The following is an 18,259-nucleotide window of genomic DNA, read 5'->3' as shown; positions in this document are numbered from 1 at the left end:
CTTAGAGGCAATACCATCAGCGGTTTTAAATCCGATACCCCAAATATCATCTGCAAGGCGATAAGGATTCTCTTTCACGTTGTCGATGCTTTCCTTGCCGTACTGGCGATATATTTTGGCGGCATAAGCAGTACTTACTCCGTATTGTTGAAGAAAAATCATTACATTCTTGATGTCCTTCTGTTTCTCCCAACTGTCTCGGATTTTCTCAACACGCTTCTTACCGATGCCAGCCACTTCATATAGTCGTTCGATGTCATCTTCAATTACCTCGATGGTATCAGTACCGAACCTCTCAACTATCAGATGAGCATACTTCGGACCAATGCCTTTCACCAGTCCGCTTCCTAAATATTTCTCTATGCCATATACAGTTGCAGGCATCACTTCTTCCCACGTTTCGCATACGAATTGACGTCCGTATCGCTTATCTACTTTCCAGTCACCATTACACAATAGTACAGCCCCCACTGGTATATCCAGCAGGTTGCCCACCAAGGTAACAAGTTCTGAATAATCCTTGACCTTAACCCTCATCACGGAATATCCATTCTCCTGATTTTGGTAGGTAATATGTTCTACTACGCAACGTATCTTTATCATTTATTTTATGTCTATTTCCGTGAAACGATTGAAAGTTCTGCCGTCCCTCGTAACTTTCCCGAAGAACATCTTTTCCGGTCTTACCCAATAGGCTTGGTCTCCATAGAGAGCCTGATAAACCACCATGCGCTCCTGAGTCTCTGAGTCGAAGGCTGAATGGATGAACTTGTATTTGCCGCCCTTGAAATGCTGGAAATATCTTTCTTCCTTTGCCGAAAACTCCATCAGCATTTTCTGGGCAAGGGGAGCGTACCAGGTCTTTACCTCCTGCTCAGTAGGCGTGTGACCGCCAGGGAAATGGAAGGCTTGGTTGTAATGTTCCAGGAAGAGAGGGGAGAAGTGAGCCAGGGTGTCCTGCTCACCAAAAAGTCCCCACACACGATCCTTATAATAGGGGTTGCAATGGTCAAACTGCACGGCTTCCAGCTCCGCAAATTCCTCAATCAGCGCCTCGTCAATCACTAATCGCTGATTTCCGTCCCTTCTCGGTGCCTTGTATTCATGCTCGCCGATTCGCTCCTTCAGAAACTCCGTCATCATGAAATACGGATTGCCGAGCAGGGCAGGAATGCCCACCACTGGAGCCAGCATCTGGGCGAGGAAAGAGCCGCAGCTGTTGCCCAGAAGCAAGTCGGGCTGTTCCCGGTCGATGATGGAGCGAATCTCCTTCAGTGCCTCCTTGGGGTGCAATGGCAGGTCGGGAGTCAGCACCACCGCCGTCCCCTCAAACGCCTCTTTCAAGGCTCTCGCCATCGGACAACTGCCCGTGGCAAAGAATCCGTGTAGGAATAATATCTTCTTCATTCTTATAAATTATTGTCTGTACCTTTATGTAGCAAATTGGATGGATGCAGGATTAGTTTTTGTTTCATTCCTTTTTCCTTACTTCCCAATGACCGCTATAGCCGCTACCTACATACACAATATGAGGCATTTTGGTGATGTGACGCTTGATAGTTATAATGCTTTTCCCTGATAGTTGAGCCAGTTCACCTGTTGTTATCTTAGGATAAACAGCTACTTGATATTCTATCCATTTATCTAAGTCATCGCTTTGAGTGCCATCTTGGGTGCTACCTTGAGTATCACCTTGAGTATCACTTTGAGTATCACCTTGAGTATCATCTTGAGGGACATCTTGAGTATCACCTTCATTTTCCACAAAGTTTACCTCAATATCAGGATGAGATTCCTGCCAGGCTAAGATCATATTCGGGAATGTGACAGTAAACTGAGCACGGTCGGAGAAGAAGGTTGGGAGCATCTTTTCTTCAAAGTAAGGAAGAGCCTTAATCGGTTTGATGATTTTGCCCATGCCCGAACCTTTACGCTCCATATAACCCAACTGAGCAAAGATGTCTGCGATAACTGGATTGCGTCTGACAGAAGGAATATCTTCTAAGTTCATTGTTTGAATAAGTCTTCCTTCTGGCATGGAACCTGGAGAATATATCACCATACGGTCATCGTACATATCTACATGAACCTCGCTACCCTGGATAAGATAGTCGCGATGAGCCAATGCATTCACTACAACTTCCATCACACAACGTTCCATATATTGAGGGATCTCGATGCGCTGCATCGGTTCTTTATACCAAAGGGTACGATTGTTGCGACGGATGAAGGACATGGTGTCTTCAAGAAGAGTTACAAGTCCGCCTGTAATCTCTGCGCTGTCGAGAGCATCGATGCTTCCTCCTGCTTTTGTCTTGCCGTTCCATCTTGTGCAGAACACACGGCTTTGGCGCAATGGACATTCGTCTGCCATCAACAGACCGGCATAGGTAAGTATTCCCTTATTGTCAACCAAGCCAAACGAGCGGTAATGTTTTTTGTCGAAACTAAGCCCATTCCAGGCATAGTAGCGGCTGCGAAGTTTGGAAAATGCATAATCTTCAAACATTTCATCGCTTGGGCGTGCATCGAATGAAGAGTTGCGACCTCTTAATACCAGACGCTTATGTTCGGTACTATCAGCCACAACCGATTCGTTGCCAATGCGCACAAAGGTTTCAAGAACGCTGTCGCCTATATAATAATAAGGTGTATCTTCGCCTCCATGCACATGAAGAATGAGCAATTCCTTGTCTTCTACACGCTCTATCTTCAAGTCGATTTGCGGCATAGGATCAATGCGCTCCTTAATTTTTTGGCTGATAAATTCGGCATCAGTCTTGGCATCGGTCAACCCTATGATAGTATCGTCATCGGCAATACCAAACAATAGGCAACCGCCACTGCCATTGGCAAAGGCGCTGACGCTCTTGAGCCAACTTTTCACTTTACGGCGTTCCACTTCCTGCTTCTTGTCGTATTCAGTAGTCTCACCTATATATTTTGCCATGTCCATATTTACTTAATTTTTGATTATTCATTATGCGTCTGTAATCTAGGAGGATAAGCTATGCTCAACTCTATATCAGCGCAATATATCTGCAAAAATACAAAAAAATATTCAGAAAAGTGATTATATGGATGGATTTTGTTCGCAGAGCGAACTTGATTTAACCTTATTTTATAAGATAGAGGAATATTTTGATAATCTGAAATCCTTAATGACCGTGACCTTAATGACCTCACTTTGCAAGTGACACCTCTCCTTACCAAAATAAAATCTCACGAAATTATAATTTTTCATAAAAAGAACATTATATGATACTTTTGCTTGTTTAATCCAAAAACATTTCTTATCTTTGCACAAAAAGTACAATATAATACACTACTTGATATGAAAATTCAAGAAGTAATGAAATTGCAGCGTAAGGCCTTGGGGATTACACAGCAAGACCTCGCAGACATGTCTGAAATAGCCATTTCAACCATCAAGAAAATAGAGAGCGGTAAAGGAAACCCTTCTCTATCGACGGTTGAAAAAATCATGGATATCCTTGGCATGGAGGTTAAATATGAGATTCGTCAAACTGTTTAAATAAAGTAAGTCATGAGAAAAGCTATCGTTTATTGTCACGACATGGAGGCTGGACTCTTAGAGGAAGCTACTCCTGGCAGAGGTTATACCTTCACATACGACAAGCAGTATATGATGGATAGGACCCACGATCCTGTCTCACTTACCATGCCTTTCAGGGAAGCCCCTTATCAGTCTGATTATCTATTCCCGGTTTTTACCAATATGCTTCCAGAAGGAGCAAACAGAAAGATAGTCTGCAGAAGTTGGCGATTGGATGAGAAGGATTTCTTTGGACTTCTTCTGAAGATAGCAACCTATGATACGATAGGAGCAATAACCGTAAAAGAAGTAGAATCATGAAAGATTTCAGAGATTCAATCGTAAATCAGAATGAGAAATATTTGGGTTAGGAGAGGTGGCTATCTATGTAAAACGTATTATTGAGTGACATCTTGAGGGACATTTGAAAAACCCGAAATCCTTAATGACCGAAAATGACCGTGACCGTTAATGACCGGAATACGAAAAAATGACCGCCTCCTCATGGGGTAGAGGAGAACGGCCATTCTTCATTTTCAACTTCTAGCCTACACAGCTAGTCACTCCGAGCGTGGTTGCGATTGCCGTCAAGATGCTGATGGCTATCTGCAACACCATCTTCCATGTGTCTCTTTTCATAGTCTTTCTAATTTAAAGGTTAAACAAATCAGTTTTTGCAAGTGGGGGAGTTAATGAAGTTAATGAAGTTAAAGAAGTTATCACTCCCTACGGTCGTTATGGAAGTTAAGAGACAATAGTCTTTTTGTAAGATGCAGGACATTTGTCCCTCTAACTTCCCTTAACTTCCCTCTAACTTCCCTTAACTCCCCCTCTGTCTAGAAACCTACGTCTCCGCCCTGGTCGGTGCCTGAGCCTTCGCTACCCGTTCCGCCGGAACTCTCGCTGCCCTGACCTCCGGTATTCTCGCCACCTCCGGTGGTAGTAGAACCGCCGCCGCTGGTTCCGTCATCGCCTCCCTCCGGAGTGGTTGGAGCATTGAGGTCTACGCTGGTCTTGCCCCCCTTGATTGCCTTGAGCACGGCTGCCTGAGCACTACGGCTTGCCACGAGGTTGAACTCGGCTTCGTCACGCAGGGTCTTGAACTGCTGGCCAGGCTCCCACTGCACCTTCACGTCGGTGATGTTCTGCGCGGTGAACTTGTCGGCATCCTCGGCACCCTTCGAGGTGAGCAGGACGGAGAAGTCACCCAGGTCGCCCAGACGGACCTTCTTGCCCTCGAGCAGCATCTCTCTCATGCAGTCCACTGCCATGTAGAGGATGGCGCTGATGTCGGCTCTGGAGTACACGCTGCCATGAGAGGTGATGTGCTTGGCAAACTTCTCGATGGTCATGATGTCGGTGTACTGCGACACGGCGAAGGCGTTCTGCTTCTCGGTCTTCACGAGGTCGAGGTCAGCCTTCTCAGGCTCCTTGCCCTCCTTCTTCGCCTGGTTGATGCGTGACTTTGCCTGGTTGATAGCCAGAAGATTTGCGTTCACGCTACGCATTACGATGCTGTAATTAATCATAGTCGTTTGTGTTAAAAGGTTCATTTTTGCAACTCCCCGGATAGCCCCGTTTCTTGTCCTTTTCGGGGTCGTCATTGATGACCGGCGCCTGTCATCATTTATCCCCCGCCTCGGTCGTAAGAGATGCCCGTTATCAGGCACCTAAGGCGTTTCCTTCGATTGCTGGTGCAAAGATACAACATTTTTGCTCCGATTGCAAGCTTTTACCCCAACTTTCTTTGCAGGAAATGATATAAGTGGCTGTAACACAATGGCTTCTGTTGAGATTTCATGCAAAGTTTCTTGCAGCAATGTTGTGAAGAGGCTGAATGACAGATGAAAATACCAGCAGAGCAACAAAAAGTGTCATTAAGGGTCAGTGTCATTAAGGGTCATTAAGAAAATCCGCTTCGGTCATTAAGAGCTATAGTATAATATAAATATATATTTATATTATACTATAGATGACATTTTCTCTCCCGAAAACCTTAATGACCCTTGATGACATGACCCTTAATGACCTCAAAAAGGTTAAGGATTAAGAGGTATTTTATTACTGAGAACCACCTTGTAAACAGTTGATTATAAACGTATTGAAGTTTTTTCTTATATATTCTTGTCTTGTTTATCCTGCATTTTTTCTCTCAGGATATTCTGAAATTCGTCCACTTTTCCCATCGCTTTCTGTATATTCTTTTTACTTTTTCCTACAGAAATGAGGGTAGAAAATGTGCATTTCTGCCCCATAACTGCATTTTTACCCTTCTTATTTTTGCCTTCAGAAGGAGTAAAAACTGCCCTCAAAGCCCCTTTTTCTGCTCTCCTCATCACTTTCCCGTTAAATAACGTGATAAAATTAGGTGGTTTCGAAAAGTTTTATTAACTTTGCCTTCAATATCGGGCAAATGACATTGCTCCGTATGAATTAAAGACTTTAAAAGTAAGATAAGTATGGGTATAAAATTGCATAACAGCTTGACTATCAGCATTTTAGGGGGGTAATTCTGGAGAATCAGAATTAGCTTCAAGCCATGCTGCACTTATCAGAGGGCGACTATTATCGTGTTTTTATGCGATGGTAGCCGCCCTTTTCGTGTTTTCATTTTTCTCTTGTTCCAGTGATGAAGAGACCGAAAAATCCACTTTTTTCGATTATAAAACTGCATTTACAGCCCATGAATGGGAACTTTGGAAGGCTGAAGGTCGCCTTGGAGCCTTGAAAATAGACATCAAGGAGGCTCCCACCTATTGCCGATTCACCACAGACAGCGTTTATTTCACTGAAAAGGAAATGGTTTACCACTTCGATGAAGGGGGCAAATTAGTGCACGGTGAATATGAAATCAGTCCCTGCGGAAGTTATCCTTACACGATCAAGGACGATGAAATCAAGATAGACGATCAGATATTTACAATAACCAGCACAGACAGTTCCTACGTTTTCAGCAACGCAGACTGGCGACTTGTGCTCATTAATAAATAAACAATCATGGCTAAGAAACAAGATACCATCAGCATTGGTTTTGAAGAGAAAATATGGAAGGCTGCCGACATTCTGAGAGGCAACCTCAGCGCTTCGCAATACGAGGGCGTTGTGCTCGGACTCATCTTTCTGAAATACATCAGCGACCGCTTCGAACAGAAGTTCCAGGAGCTGCAGGGCGACGAATACGCCGACCCGGAAGATAAGGACGAATACACCGCCGAGAACATCTTCTTCGTGCCTGCTGAAGCCCGATGGAGCAAGATTAGTGCTGCTGCCCACACACCGGAAATAGGCGTGGTAATAGATGAAGCGCTTACTGCCATTGAGCGTGAAAACGAAAGACTGAAGGGCATTCTGCCTAAGAATTTTGCCCGTCCGGAGCTGGACAAGCGCCGTCTGGGCGATGTGGTAGATCTCTTTACGAACATAGAAATGCACGATGCTGGCGATGAGAAAGACCTGCTGGGCAGAACCTACGAATACTGTCTGCAACAGTTTGCCAGCCTGGAGGGCAAGAATGGTGGCGAGTTCTATACGCCTTCCTGCATTGTCCGTACGCTGGTAGAGATACTGGAGCCTTACGAGGGCAGAGTCTATGACCCTTGCTGCGGAAGCGGCGGTATGTTTGTACAGAGTGCCAAGTTTATAGAGCGCCACAAGGGAAACCTGCGCAAGATTAGTATCTACGGTCAGGAGGCAAACCCTGATACGTGGAAGATGGCGCACATGAACCTTGCCATCCGTGGCTTGGATGCGAACTTAGGAAAAGTCTTTGCCGACACATTCTATGATGACCAGCACCCAACGCTGAAGGCAGATTTCATTCTTGCCAATCCTCCTTTCAATCTCAGCGACTGGGGGCAGAGTGCGCTTCAGGAAGACGTGCGCTGGCAGTATGGTTTGCCACCTGCTGGCAACGCCAACTTTGCGTGGATGCAGCACATGATTCACCATCTGGCTCCAAACGGAAAGATTGGTTTGGTGCTGGCGAATGGTGCGCTTTCGAGTCAGAGTGGCGGTGAGGGACAGATTCGCCAAGCCATCATCGAAGCCGACCTGGTAGAGGGCATCGTGGCTTTGCCTTCGCAGCTGTTCTACAGTACGGGTATTCCTGTAAGTCTTTGGTTTATCAGCCGCAACAAGGCACAGAAGGGCAAGACCGTGTTTATCGACGCCCGCAATCTGGGCACGATGGTTACTCGCAAGCTTCGTGAGCTGATGCCTGATACGGATATTAAAAAAATCTCTGACACCTTCCATGCTTTCCAGCAGGGAACCCTGGAGGATGAAAAGGGCTTCTGTGCCGTATGCACCACCGAGCAGATTGCTGCTCAGGACTTCATCCTGACTCCTGGCAGATACGTAGGAATCGCCGAAGACGAAGGCGACGGAGTGCCTTTCGAGGAGAAAATGACAAATCTTACCGGTGAGCTGAAGCAGCTGTTTGAGGAAAGCAAGAAGCAGGAAGAAGAGATCAGATTGCAGTTGAAGAAAATTGGATGGGAGGTGTAAGAGTATGGAGTTTTTAAATGAATATTCTGGGCTTTTCTCTTTGTTGGCGGTAGTGGCGTCTGTGGTTGCTATAGTTGTTTCGGTTGTGATTTTCAACAAACAGAAGAAAGAGCAAGAGAAATACTACTACAAGCAGAAACAAGATCAAGAATACTTCTATCTGAAGCAGCAACAAGATCATCTTCAAGACTTGCAGGATGAGTATGAGGCTATAGAAAGCAACTCTAGGTTTCCGATGAGTCTTGCTGAAAGGGAGTATTATAGCCGGAAGAATTATTTGAAGAATAAATTAGGGAGGTAATACGATGGAGTGGAAAGAAGTAAGACTGGGGGATGTATGTACTAGAGTATGTAGCGGTGGAACTCCAAAGAGTACTAATCTTTCATACTATGGGGGAGAAATTCCTTGGTTGAATACAAAAGAGATAGATTTCAATAGAATTTATTCTACAGAAAAGACTATCACAGATTCCGGTTTAAACAATTCATCTGCAAAATGGATTGTTCCGAACACAGTAACGGTTGCAATGTATGGGGCAACAGCAGGAAAATCATGTATCGTGAAAGTGCCAATGACAACAAATCAAGCGTGCTGTAATTTGACGATAAATGATGAGGTTGCAGACTACGAATTTGTATATTATACGTTGAAAAACGATTATACAACTTTGGCTTCATTAGCTAACGGCGGAGCTCAACAAAATCTGAATGCTCAAATAATAAAGGATTATGTTTTGAAAATGCCTTCGCTTGCTGACCAGCGCCGCATTGCTTCCATCCTTTCTTCTCTCGACCGAAAGATAGAGTTGAACAACAAGATCAATGCTGATTTGGAGGAGATGGCGCAGGCTATTTTCAAGAATTGGTTCGTTGACTTTGAGCCTTTCAAGGATGGTAAGTTCGTTGATAGTGAATTGGGAATGATTCCGGAAGGATGGAAAGTTGGAAGCTTGGGTGATTTTTGCAATGTTTTTACAGGCAAGAAAAATACTAATCAAGCGATAGAAAAAGGCTTATATCCGTTCTTTTCATGTGCTCCAGAACCATTAGCTTCTAACGATGCAATATTTAATGGTAAAGCCATTATTATAGCAGGAAATGGGAGTTATACAGGAAGAACTTCGTTTTATAATGGAGGATTTGATTTGTACCAGCGTACATACGCTTGTACAATTAGAGAACAAGATAAAGAAAATCTTATGATATTCTTTTATCACATGATGAAACAGTTCTTTAAACCTACAAAAATGGGAGGAACAAGAGGGTCATCTATTCCTTATATTGTTATGGGTGACATTACTCAACAAAAATTCCCATATTCTAAGGATTGGTTAATACGATTCTCTAATATTGCAAATTCTATGATGGATAGGAAATTACGTATAGACAAGGAGAACTCCCGCCTCTCCTCTCTCCGCGACACCCTTCTCCCTCGCCTCATGTCAGGCGAGCTGGAAGTCCCGGAATAAGAAGAGCAACGAAAAAATATAACGAGAAAGAAAATATAAAATATTAACAATATGGCAGACGAAAAGAAATTCACCGAAGACGCATACGAGCAAACGCTCATTGCCCTGTTCCGCGACGAACTCGGCTATGCGTACGAATGTGGCTACGAGGTGGAGCGCAACTTAAAGGAGCCTTTCTATCGTGCCGATTTGGTTGCCTCGATTCGACGGCTTAATCCAGAACTGCCAGCCGATGCAATGGATGAAGGAATCAAGCAAATCACCAACATCAGCATCGGTACTTTAGAACAGAACAACGAGCAGTTTACCCTCTGGATGCAAAACGGTCTGGAGGTGGGATTCCTGCAGAATGGCGAAGAACGAACAGCCCTGATGAGGCTCATCGACTTCGACCATCCCGAAAGAAACCTCTTCAAGGTGGTGAACCAGTGGCGGGTAGAAGAGTATAAGAACAAGCGCTGCGACATGGTGGTAATGGTCAACGGATTGCCCCTCGTGGTGGTGGAGCTGAAAAGCGCCATCTCTGAAGACGCATCCATCGAAGATGCCTACAAGCAGATCAGAAACTATCAGCAGGACGTTCCAAGCCTCTTCAGCTACAACGCCTTCAACGTAATCAGCGACATGAGCGAGACCCGTGCCGGAACCATCACCGCCAAGCTGGAACGCTACATGGAATGGAAGACCGTGGACGGCTCATACGAGTCAACCCTCTTTGCCGACTATCGCACCTTCTTCCTCGGCATGTTCCAGCAGCAGCGACTGCTCGACATCCTTCAGAACTTCATCTGCTTCGACAAGAACCAGGGCAAATACGCCAAGATTCTCACCGCCTATCACCAGTACTACGCCGTGGGCAAAGCCCTGCAGCGCACCCGTACCGCCGTGGAAGGCAACGGAAAAATCGGCGTGTTCTGGCACACGCAGGGTTCGGGCAAGAGCCTCTCCATGGTGTTCTACGCCCACCAGCTGGTGCAAAGGTTGCCCGAAGTGACCATCGTGGTAGTAACCGACCGCAAGGACCTCGACAACCAGCTCTTCGGTCAGTTCTGCCGCTGCCAGGACTTCCTTCGTCAGGAACCACAGAACGCCCAGAGCCGTGAAGACCTGGGCAATCTGCTCCGTAACCGAAAGAGTGGGGGAATCATCTTCACCACCATTCAGAAGTTTGAAGAAGGCGACTCGGCACTCTCCACCCGCCGTAACATCATCGTGATGACCGACGAGGCGCACCGCTCGCAATACGGCGAGGAGCACTGGGACAACAAGAGTCTGACGATGAAGAAGGGATTCAGCCAGAAGATGAGAGAAGCCCTGCCAGGCGCGTCATTTATCGGCTTCACCGGAACGCCTATCAGCGACCGCGACAGAGACACGGAGGAAGTATTCGGCAACTACATCGACGTTTACGACATGAGTCAGGCGGTGGATGATGGAGCCACCCGTCCGGTCTATTACGAGAGCAGGGTGGTGAACCTGAACCTCGACGAAGACACGATGAAGCTGCTGAACGATGAGTTCGACAACCTGGCCGATGAGGGAGCCACCGAGGAGCAGATCAGGCAGGCGAAGCAGGAGCACAGCCGGCTGGAAGTACTTCTGGGCGAAGACGCCACCATCGACACGCTGGTAAGGGACATCATCCAGCACTACGAGCAGAACCGTGCGCAGGAACTCACCGGCAAGGCAATGATCGTGGCGCTGACCCGAACCATCGCCATCAAAATCTACCGCAAGATGCTGGAGCTTCGCCCCCAGTGGACGGAGAAGGTAAAGGTGGTGATGAGCGGTTCGAACCAGGACCCCGAAGACTGGCAGCCGATTATCGGCAATGAAGCCTACAAGAAGGAACTGGCAAGAAAATTCAAGGACAACGACGATGAGATGAAAATCGCCATCGTAAGAGACATGTGGCTCACGGGCTTCGATGTTCCGTCGCTCGCCACCATGTACGTATATAAGCCGATGAGCGGTCATAACCTGATGCAGGCTATAGCCCGAGTGAACCGTGTGTTCCCGGGCAAGGAAGGCGGACTGATAGTGGATTACGTAGGCATTGCGCAGGCGCTGAAGAGTGCCATGCAGCAATACACCAACCGTGACCGCCGCCGCTTCGGAGACCCCGACATCGCCAAGACTGCCCTGGTGAAATGGAAGGAAGAGATGGAAATCTGCCGAGACCAGCTTCATGGTTTCGACTATTCCGGCTTCTTCGAACAGGACAATACGAAGCGTGCCTTCGCCATTACGAGCGGAGCCAACTTCCTGAGTTCTCCAGCCATGATTCAGCGCAAGAAGAATTTCATGGAGCACAGCAATCTGCTTCACAACGCCACCACGCTCTGCCGTTCGCTCCTGAATGAGCAGCAGAAGGCAGAGGTGTGCTACATGGATGCGCTGCGCGTGATGATGCTCAAACTCTCGCAGAAGGGCAAGATCAGCCGACATGAAATCAACGAGCGTATCGGTGAGCTCCTCCGTCAGAGCGTGAAGACCGACGGAGTAATCAATCTCTTCGGCGACCGCCAGATAGAGTTCTCGCTCTTCGACGACGCCTTCATCCATGAGGTGAAGAACATGAAGGAGCGCAACCTGGCGGTGGAACTGCTCACCAAACTGATGAAAGAGAAAATCAAGCTGCAGCAGAAGACCAACGTGGTTCAGAGCGACCTCTTCTCCGACATGCTCAGCCAGAGTCTCTCCAACTATCTGAAGGGCTTGCTCACCAACGAGGAAGTGATAGAGGAACTGTTGAAGATGGCTCAGCAGATGAAGCAGGCAGAGGCAGAGGGCAACGACCTGGGACTTTCGCCCGAGGAGAAGGCATTCTATGATGCGCTCTCCACGCCGGAAGGAGTGCGCCAGGCTTACTCCGACGAGGAGTTCGTGGCGCTGACCAGGGAACTGACGGAGGTGTTGCACCGCAACCGCACCATCGACTGGAACCGGAAGGAATCGGCAAGGGCAAAGATGCGAGTGATGGTGAAGCGACTGCTCAAGAAATACAAGTATCCACCAGAGGGTGCAAAGAAGGCGCTGGAGACCGTGATGCGCCAATGCGACCACTGGGCGGATGATGAAGAAAATGTAGCATAAACCCTTTAAAATTTGAAATAAGAAACAGAAAGAAAACAGAAAGTAATCATAAAAAGATAGACGCTGATTATCTGGCACTTCTACAGTATTAAGAACCTGCAAATTCACAAATTCAGTAAGAAGACGGTGACAGCAAGGCGTCCACTCCTCTACGGCGTGGGCAGTACTTGTTTGTACCTTACTGAAGGTTCTTGCAGGTACCTTAATACTGGTACTTACAGGGAACCCCACGCTGCTTATTTTATCAACACAACATTTTAAACCTATAAAATCATGGACGACGAACAAGAAGTGCAATTAAACAAGCTAGAAGATCTAGTTGATCGCTTCAAAGTTTGCTTCCGCCTTTTAGGAAAAGAAGAAGACGAAAACAACAATGAGGACATAATAGCTGCCTGGAAGCTAATCTTGCGCAATGATGTAAGAAAGATTTTCGATTTACTAAATTCACTAAAGATAGAAATAGCATGGTCTTTGTTGGATGATAAGAAGGAGAGATTCTATAAGATTAAAACAGAATTAGAACCTACGCTTACCTCCTATAAGGGCTATGAAGGCGAAGAAATGCGCAAAATGGTCAATGACATCATCCTTATGGTTGATGAGGGATTTCATGGCTTCAGACAATCCTTCATCAATGACACCTATTATGAGGATCTGTTCTCCAAGGTACTGGACAAGTACCGTAAGGAGAATGAAGAGAGACTGGAACTGATCTATATGCAGGACAGTCAGGAAGAAGCACTCATCTATCCTGATGCCACCCAACTGAAGAACACGATTGTCGTAGAACGGGCTAATATCCTTTTCGGTTGCCGATTCGGACAGGTATTTCACAACAATGGCAGGAACATCAAACTGATTGTAGCTTACATTCTGGAAAAGAAAGAACAGACCTACAACGACATTTATGATTTCCTCGATAAGTATCTTTCTTATCAAATTGCCAAGGAGCATTGCCAAAAGAAGGTTGAAGCCGTATTCAAGAACATCGCATTCAAGGAGAATGTGGATGTAGACAAGCTGATGCTTAAACTTAAAGACTTAATAGAAGACAATACCCTCAGCGCACAGAAACATTGGTTCATCGCCTATAAGGTTTTCTCCCGAAAGAATTGGTTGAAGAAGTCAACACAGCGTCTTTTCATTGATCAGATCAATTCTGCTTTCAGCACAAGATTGAGATGTTCAGCTTATGATTTTCATGAGATTGATGAATATTTCAAGAAAAATGACTATACGAAATGGACGCTTGATGACAGTAAAGCACCACAATGCTGTGTAGTGTATAAAGAGATTGCTGACAAGCTAGACTTAGAGTTTCTGGACGTCAAATATGCTAAGCCAGGAAAGGTCATCAATACACGAAAGATAGAAAAGTTAAGATAGTATCCCCCAAGGGTATCCCCTAAAATTTCAAAGTATATCCCCCACATCCCCCAAACGGATTCGTGAGGGATTTTTTTTGTCTTTTTGTTTGGAAATCATTGTACTTTTGCATCGTCGAAGAAACAAGAAAGCTCAGTAATTTTACAAGGAGATCTTGAAACACCTTCGTACATTTATTATATTATGAATGCTCAGATTATGAGAGTGGTGCAGCAGGGCGAGGCTTTCGCTGTACAGAGTCAGAAGAGTGAGAACGGCCAGATGATGAAATGCAACATCATCCTCCAGGAGATGGGCGGCAAGTACGAGAACCAGTATGCTGCGGCAATGCTCGGCAACATTGCCCTGTGCAAGTTTGCTCCGGGAACAGTGGTGGCGGTTACGCTCCGATTCACGACTCGTGAGTACAATGGTCAGGTTTACCAGGACATCCTGGTTACGGACATCGTGAAACTTGGCTAGTAACTAATCTTGAATTGAAATAGGTGGCGTGAGAATTGTCCCGGGATAATTTGCGCAAACTGAAACTTACGACACTTCTTTCGTTCAACCTAATTTTTAATTTAAGATTTTTATGAAAAAGACGGTTAATAAGCAGAATAATCAGATGAACGGCTGCCAGCACGTGCAGCTGGGTGGTGTGGCTTTCTATGACGAAGGCAAGTGTTTCATGTTTTCACCTGAAAACGAAGGGGTGAGAAACAAGGTGGAGGGGTTCCGCTCGCCGGGCATTGCCCAGCAGTTGACGGACGGTACTTTCGACTTCATGGCGAAACCAAGAATCCGCTCGCAGGCGGAACTGATCAGAAAGCTGGCTCACGGACGTGTGAGCAAGACCAAGGACGGAGCTATCCAGCTCACCCTGAAGGTGTTTTGCGACGAGGGAATCAATATCGGAAGCACTCTGGTAAAGGAGGCAGAAGAGGCTGCTGATGCGGTTGTGGATTATCAATTGAAACGATAAGGAAAAGATAGATGAGTTGTTATTTAATTAAGGTGGAGAATGGGCACAAGGTTGCCCGCTCCATCACCTCGGAAGAGGAGTACAAGCTGCTGCGTGGAAGCAACGAGCAGAAGGCGAATCTTCGTCTGGCTCGAGCCGGAAACGATGCTGCGAAACGGAGACTGGTGCAGTTTAATTACTCTGGCCATTATCCGCAAGGGATGGTGAAGGGAATGAAACTGCCAAGCGGTGCTTTCGGGTTTGATATGGATGAGCCGGAGGCTTTTGCCAAGGCTGCCAAGCTGCTGCTGAAGGAACCGGAGAAGTTCGGACTGCTGATGCTGGAGAGGAGTGCAAGACAGGGCGGTCATGCGGTGTTCAAGAGAGAAAAGGGCAAGACTATTCTTGAGAACCAGGTACGCATCTCCACGATGCTGGAGTGCGAAATGGATACTTCGGCGCATGACATCAACCGTGTCTATTTCACTACTTCATCGGATGGAGAAGACCTGCTCTTCCTTTCTCCTCGTCTCTTTCAGGATGCTTATGACGAAGCTGCGGTTGCGGCTGAAGGCAAGCTGCTCGAAGAGAGAGAAAGATTCGGACAGGAAGAGCTTCCGGAGGGTGCGCACAAGGCGAATAAACATTACAAGCCTTGGCTCGAAGAGATCAAGAAGATCCAGAATCCTCAGGGGATTTTAAAGAGTCAAGAATTTCAGAATTTGAGAAACTCTGCTCCTTCCTCTTCTCCTTCATCCAGCTCTGCGGATTACCTCGGAATCCCTTATTCTGAAATCATCCGGAAGTGGTGGCAGATGTATAATGACGGACGAGAACCGGTACGTTCCAACCGCAATACGCTGACTTTTGAGCTTGCCGTGAACCTGCGCCACATCTGCGGTTTTGACGGTAATCTGATGGGACAGATCATTCCCTGCTACGATGGATTTTCAGAGCAGGAGAAGATGGCTTGCATCAACTCGGCATTGAACGAGAAAATCACGCAAATGCCTAAGCGACTGAAGGATGTACTCGCTATTATCCGTCAGGAGAGAATGAAACAGGGCGCTGTTAGTGGTGGTTCTGTTGCAGGCTATGAGGGGCAGGAGAACGCAACGGACGAAGTCAACGTGAAGGACGAAATGTTCTATTTCAACTCCCTGCCCAAAATGCCGCAGGGAGTCAAGGAATCGGTTGACGCTGTAGGACCAGCCCTGGCAATGCCAGTGATTTCTGCCATCTGTCCTGCCATCGGAATGCTTGCCACAGGAGTCAAGGTGGCTGTTCACGGCAAGATGAACTCGCTGAACCTCATCTCCTACATCGCCGGTGACTTTGCATCCGGAAAGGGAAGCATCGACCCGGTGATTGGCGCATGGACTTCAGAAGTGAAGGAAATGGACAAAATGTACCAGCAAAAGGAGGACGAATGGAGAGCCAAGAAGCGTGCGGCGAAGAACAAGAAGGAGCAGCCGGAAGAGCCGAAACTTCCTGTAAGATGTCTGACGCTGAACAATACTGTGGCAAATCTTGCCGAGCGTCTGGCTAACACCGAGGGCAAGCACGCCTTCTCGTTCACACCGGAAGCTGACACCGTGGCGCAGAAGTGGAAATCTGCCATGAGCGATTTTTCCGTGATGCTGCGTCAGGCTTACGACGGTACGAGCTACGAACGAGAGGCAAGAAGTGCAGATGCGGTAAACGTCCATATCGAACGACTGTTATGGAACGTGGTGATGTGCGGAACGCCTGATGCCCTCTATCGAGTGGTAAGCAATTATACGGATGGTTTTCAGAGTCGTATTGTCGTGGCTCGTACACCGGACAACACCTTCACTCCGCTGTCAGAGAATCTCTACATTCTTACTGAGCGCCAGCGTGACCGCATCATTCAGATTGCCCATCTGCTGCCGCTGATGTCGGGCGAGGTTGTGCTGCCGAAGCTGGAGGAGAAAGGTAGAAGATGGCTGGAACAGATCAGACTGGAGACAATGAAAAATGACGACAAGGTGAAGGCTCGCCAGCGTTTCAGAATCTGTCCTACAACGATGAGAATGATGACATGCATCATGCTCTGCAAGGTGGCAGAATCGCTGATTCAGAAGCATGGTTTCCAGGGCGCAGAGACGCAGTTGAAGCAGAATCCGCAGTTGTGGAAGGAACTGATAGTGAAGATGCAGACGCCTACCATGCTTGCTGTCTTCGACACCCTGGCTGATTATCAGCTGGAGAATGCGCTCTATTTCTTCCGCAGCCGCATCGAGGATGCTTTCTCGTCGAAGAACTATTCCGGACAGTCGCCATACGACCGTTCACGACGTGGAAGAAACGACTCTATTTTCGAGCGGCTGGACGTTACTTTCACCTTTGAACAGGCTGAGCAACAGAGTGTTGCCGTAAAGGGTGCAAGTTCTACACGCGAATCGGTAAAACAAATGCTGAAGAACTGGAAGCGTCAGGGCTTGATAAGCGTTTTGCCTGACAAACGCTATCAGAAAGCATCATCTACCGTCTAATCGGTGTCATTAAGGGTCAAGGTCATTAAGGGTCATTAAGGTTTTTCAATTCAACCTTATCCTTAATGGCCACCCCTTAGATTCAATTATCAATTATTAATTATAAATTGTTAATTATCATGAACATCAGTATATTTCGCCGTCGTTTCACTAAATGGGGATGGGATGGCTCACTGTTTATAAACGGAATTTTTTTCTGCGGCACTTTGGAGAACTGCAGGAGTCGTCTGGCGCAAGGTACATATAAGATTGCACTTCTACCGGTTTATAATCAAGGGAAAGGTTCTTACAGTATCATGCCTGTAATACTGAAAGAAACAAGCCGTATTCCGAAGTCCGTTATCCGCAAGCCTGTCATCATGCCTGGAAATGGTCCCTATACCTTAAAATATGGCAGTATCATCATCGGTAAGTCTCAGATTACAGGTCTTGTGGCTCATTCCGAACAATGCTACATGGTTTTCCGTAAGAAGATAGACGAGGCATTGGAGAACGGGGAGGAAATCTCCCTGGTCATCAGAAACTGGGGCGTTGAGGATATTCCTCTTAAGTATTTATCACTATTCCAATAAAAATCAAGATTATCATGCGTAAGATTAAGGAAATCATCATTCATTGCAGTGCGACCAAGGAAGGTCGCAACTTTACCGTTGCCGACATCGACCGCTGGCATCGTGAGCGTGGCTTTTTCTGCATCGGTTATCATTTCGTGATTTATCGTGATGGCAGCATCCACGTGGGCAGATCAGTGGAGGAAGTTGGCGCCCACTGTAAGGGACACAAC

General features: G+C 46.6%; 18 protein-coding genes and 1 pseudogene. 13 read left to right on the top strand and 6 right to left on the bottom strand.

What is annotated here, in order from left to right; genetic code table 11:
- The 3 genes from ACTQ53_RS16035 to ACTQ53_RS16025 form a co-directional block, all read right to left on the bottom strand.
- Positions 1–603, bottom strand: a 603-nt coding sequence (locus ACTQ53_RS16035; protein ID WP_441934181.1) for a helix-hairpin-helix domain-containing protein, incomplete at its 3' end; no start/stop codon positions are given.
- Complete coding sequence (locus ACTQ53_RS16030; protein WP_441934179.1) at positions 604–1,407, bottom strand: YqiA/YcfP family alpha/beta fold hydrolase; 804 nt, start codon at positions 1,405–1,407, stop codon at positions 604–606.
- Between the two features lie 64 nt (positions 1,408–1,471).
- Positions 1,472–2,950 (bottom strand): ATP-binding protein, encoded by a 1,479-nt coding sequence (locus ACTQ53_RS16025; RefSeq protein WP_441934177.1) that lies wholly within the window; start codon positions 2,948–2,950, stop codon positions 1,472–1,474.
- 384 nt (positions 2,951–3,334) lie between these two features.
- Here ACTQ53_RS16025 and ACTQ53_RS16020 point away from each other — a divergent pair, with 384 nt between their 5' ends.
- Entirely contained in the window at positions 3,335–3,535 is a 201-nt protein-coding gene (locus ACTQ53_RS16020) for a helix-turn-helix domain-containing protein (RefSeq protein WP_040553377.1), read from the top strand.
- Between the two features lie 12 nt (positions 3,536–3,547).
- Positions 3,548–3,877 carry a HipA N-terminal domain-containing protein gene (locus ACTQ53_RS16015; RefSeq protein ID WP_441934175.1) on the top strand — a complete coding sequence of 110 codons (330 nt, stop codon included), beginning with the start codon at positions 3,548–3,550 and terminating at the stop codon, positions 3,875–3,877.
- 222 nt (positions 3,878–4,099) lie between these two features.
- On the opposite strand, the gene ACTQ53_RS16010 is transcribed toward ACTQ53_RS16015, so the two are convergent.
- The 3 genes from ACTQ53_RS16010 to ACTQ53_RS16000 all read right to left on the bottom strand — a co-directional run bounded on the left by ACTQ53_RS16010 (position 4,100) and on the right by ACTQ53_RS16000 (position 5,892).
- Complete coding sequence (locus tag ACTQ53_RS16010) at positions 4,100–4,195, bottom strand: smalltalk protein (protein WP_153126028.1); 96 nt, start codon at positions 4,193–4,195, stop codon at positions 4,100–4,102.
- 197 nt (positions 4,196–4,392) lie between these two features.
- Positions 4,393–5,085: an HU family DNA-binding protein gene (locus ACTQ53_RS16005; RefSeq protein ID WP_441934173.1), complete on the bottom strand. Its 693-nt coding sequence runs from the start codon at positions 5,083–5,085 to the stop codon at positions 4,393–4,395.
- 585 nt (positions 5,086–5,670) lie between these two features.
- Positions 5,671–5,892: a hypothetical protein gene (locus ACTQ53_RS16000; RefSeq protein WP_441934171.1), complete on the bottom strand. Its 222-nt coding sequence runs from the start codon at positions 5,890–5,892 to the stop codon at positions 5,671–5,673.
- 247 nt (positions 5,893–6,139) lie between these two features.
- Between ACTQ53_RS16000 and ACTQ53_RS15995 the strand changes: the two genes are divergently transcribed.
- From ACTQ53_RS15995 to ACTQ53_RS15945, 11 genes and pseudogenes are all read left to right on the top strand, one after another.
- Positions 6,140–6,547, top strand: coding sequence for a hypothetical protein (locus ACTQ53_RS15995; protein ID WP_441934169.1), 408 nt, complete (start codon positions 6,140–6,142; stop codon positions 6,545–6,547).
- A gap of 6 nt (positions 6,548–6,553) precedes the next feature.
- Positions 6,554–8,062 carry an N-6 DNA methylase gene (locus tag ACTQ53_RS15990; protein ID WP_441934167.1) on the top strand — a complete coding sequence of 503 codons (1,509 nt, stop codon included), beginning with the start codon at positions 6,554–6,556 and terminating at the stop codon, positions 8,060–8,062.
- Positions 8,063–8,066: 4 nt separating this feature from the next.
- The gene (locus ACTQ53_RS15985; protein ID WP_441934165.1) at positions 8,067–8,363 is read left to right on the top strand and encodes a hypothetical protein; all 297 of its coding nucleotides are present in this window, start codon (positions 8,067–8,069) and stop codon (positions 8,361–8,363) included.
- A 4-nt stretch (positions 8,364–8,367) separates the two neighbouring features.
- Positions 8,368–9,531: a restriction endonuclease subunit S gene (locus ACTQ53_RS15980; RefSeq protein WP_441934163.1), complete on the top strand. Its 1,164-nt coding sequence runs from the start codon at positions 8,368–8,370 to the stop codon at positions 9,529–9,531.
- Positions 9,532–9,582: 51 nt separating this feature from the next.
- Complete coding sequence (locus tag ACTQ53_RS15975; RefSeq protein ID WP_441934161.1) at positions 9,583–12,627, top strand: type I restriction endonuclease subunit R; 3,045 nt, start codon at positions 9,583–9,585, stop codon at positions 12,625–12,627.
- A 273-nt stretch (positions 12,628–12,900) separates the two neighbouring features.
- Positions 12,901–14,016, top strand: coding sequence for a hypothetical protein (locus ACTQ53_RS15970; RefSeq protein ID WP_441934159.1), 1,116 nt, complete (start codon positions 12,901–12,903; stop codon positions 14,014–14,016).
- Positions 14,017–14,199: 183 nt separating this feature from the next.
- The gene (locus tag ACTQ53_RS15965; protein ID WP_441934157.1) at positions 14,200–14,478 is read left to right on the top strand and encodes a hypothetical protein; all 279 of its coding nucleotides are present in this window, start codon (positions 14,200–14,202) and stop codon (positions 14,476–14,478) included.
- Positions 14,479–14,590: 112 nt separating this feature from the next.
- Entirely contained in the window at positions 14,591–14,980 is a 390-nt protein-coding gene (locus ACTQ53_RS15960) for a hypothetical protein (RefSeq protein WP_441934155.1), read from the top strand.
- A gap of 11 nt (positions 14,981–14,991) precedes the next feature.
- Positions 14,992–17,475 (top strand): DUF3987 domain-containing protein, encoded by a 2,484-nt coding sequence (locus ACTQ53_RS15955; protein ID WP_441934153.1) that lies wholly within the window; start codon positions 14,992–14,994, stop codon positions 17,473–17,475.
- 119 nt (positions 17,476–17,594) lie between these two features.
- On the top strand, positions 17,595–18,047 hold the full coding sequence (locus ACTQ53_RS15950; RefSeq protein WP_294972602.1) for a DUF5675 family protein: 453 nt from the start codon (positions 17,595–17,597) through the stop codon (positions 18,045–18,047).
- A gap of 14 nt (positions 18,048–18,061) precedes the next feature.
- Positions 18,062–18,259: pseudogene (locus tag ACTQ53_RS15945) on the top strand (N-acetylmuramoyl-L-alanine amidase); the annotation flags it as partial.

The sequence above is a fragment of the Prevotella sp. Sow4_E9_plate genome (genome assembly GCF_052116205.1).
Lineage (GTDB): Bacteria > Bacteroidota > Bacteroidia > Bacteroidales > Bacteroidaceae > Prevotella.
Note: the sequence above shows the minus strand (reverse complement) of the source record. Positions and strands in the feature narration are given on the sequence as shown.

What these genes read in the sequence shown, in the direction of transcription:
- ACTQ53_RS15950 (WP_294972602.1), top strand. Translation starts at nt 17,595, where the DNA reads ATGAACATCAGTATATTTCGCCGTCGTTTCACTAAATGGGGATGGGAT.
- ACTQ53_RS16015 (WP_441934175.1), top strand. Translation starts at nt 3,548, where the DNA reads ATGAGAAAAGCTATCGTTTATTGTCACGACATGGAGGCTGGACTCTTA.
- ACTQ53_RS16000 (WP_441934171.1), bottom strand. Translation starts at nt 5,892, where the DNA reads ATGAGGAGAGCAGAAAAAGGGGCTTTGAGGGCAGTTTTTACTCCTTCT.
- ACTQ53_RS15980 (WP_441934163.1), top strand. Translation starts at nt 8,368, where the DNA reads ATGGAGTGGAAAGAAGTAAGACTGGGGGATGTATGTACTAGAGTATGT.
- ACTQ53_RS16025 (WP_441934177.1), bottom strand. Translation starts at nt 2,950, where the DNA reads ATGGCAAAATATATAGGTGAGACTACTGAATACGACAAGAAGCAGGAA.
- ACTQ53_RS15960 (WP_441934155.1), top strand. Translation starts at nt 14,591, where the DNA reads ATGAAAAAGACGGTTAATAAGCAGAATAATCAGATGAACGGCTGCCAG.
- ACTQ53_RS15975 (WP_441934161.1), top strand. Translation starts at nt 9,583, where the DNA reads ATGGCAGACGAAAAGAAATTCACCGAAGACGCATACGAGCAAACGCTC.
- ACTQ53_RS15990 (WP_441934167.1), top strand. Translation starts at nt 6,554, where the DNA reads ATGGCTAAGAAACAAGATACCATCAGCATTGGTTTTGAAGAGAAAATA.
- ACTQ53_RS15985 (WP_441934165.1), top strand. Translation starts at nt 8,067, where the DNA reads ATGGAGTTTTTAAATGAATATTCTGGGCTTTTCTCTTTGTTGGCGGTA.
- ACTQ53_RS16020 (WP_040553377.1), top strand. Translation starts at nt 3,335, where the DNA reads ATGAAAATTCAAGAAGTAATGAAATTGCAGCGTAAGGCCTTGGGGATT.
- ACTQ53_RS15995 (WP_441934169.1), top strand. Translation starts at nt 6,140, where the DNA reads ATGGTAGCCGCCCTTTTCGTGTTTTCATTTTTCTCTTGTTCCAGTGAT.
- ACTQ53_RS16030 (WP_441934179.1), bottom strand. Translation starts at nt 1,407, where the DNA reads ATGAAGAAGATATTATTCCTACACGGATTCTTTGCCACGGGCAGTTGT.
- ACTQ53_RS15965 (WP_441934157.1), top strand. Translation starts at nt 14,200, where the DNA reads ATGAATGCTCAGATTATGAGAGTGGTGCAGCAGGGCGAGGCTTTCGCT.
- ACTQ53_RS16010 (WP_153126028.1), bottom strand. Translation starts at nt 4,195, where the DNA reads ATGAAAAGAGACACATGGAAGATGGTGTTGCAGATAGCCATCAGCATC.
- ACTQ53_RS15970 (WP_441934159.1), top strand. Translation starts at nt 12,901, where the DNA reads ATGGACGACGAACAAGAAGTGCAATTAAACAAGCTAGAAGATCTAGTT.
- ACTQ53_RS16005 (WP_441934173.1), bottom strand. Translation starts at nt 5,085, where the DNA reads ATGATTAATTACAGCATCGTAATGCGTAGCGTGAACGCAAATCTTCTG.
- ACTQ53_RS15955 (WP_441934153.1), top strand. Translation starts at nt 14,992, where the DNA reads ATGAGTTGTTATTTAATTAAGGTGGAGAATGGGCACAAGGTTGCCCGC.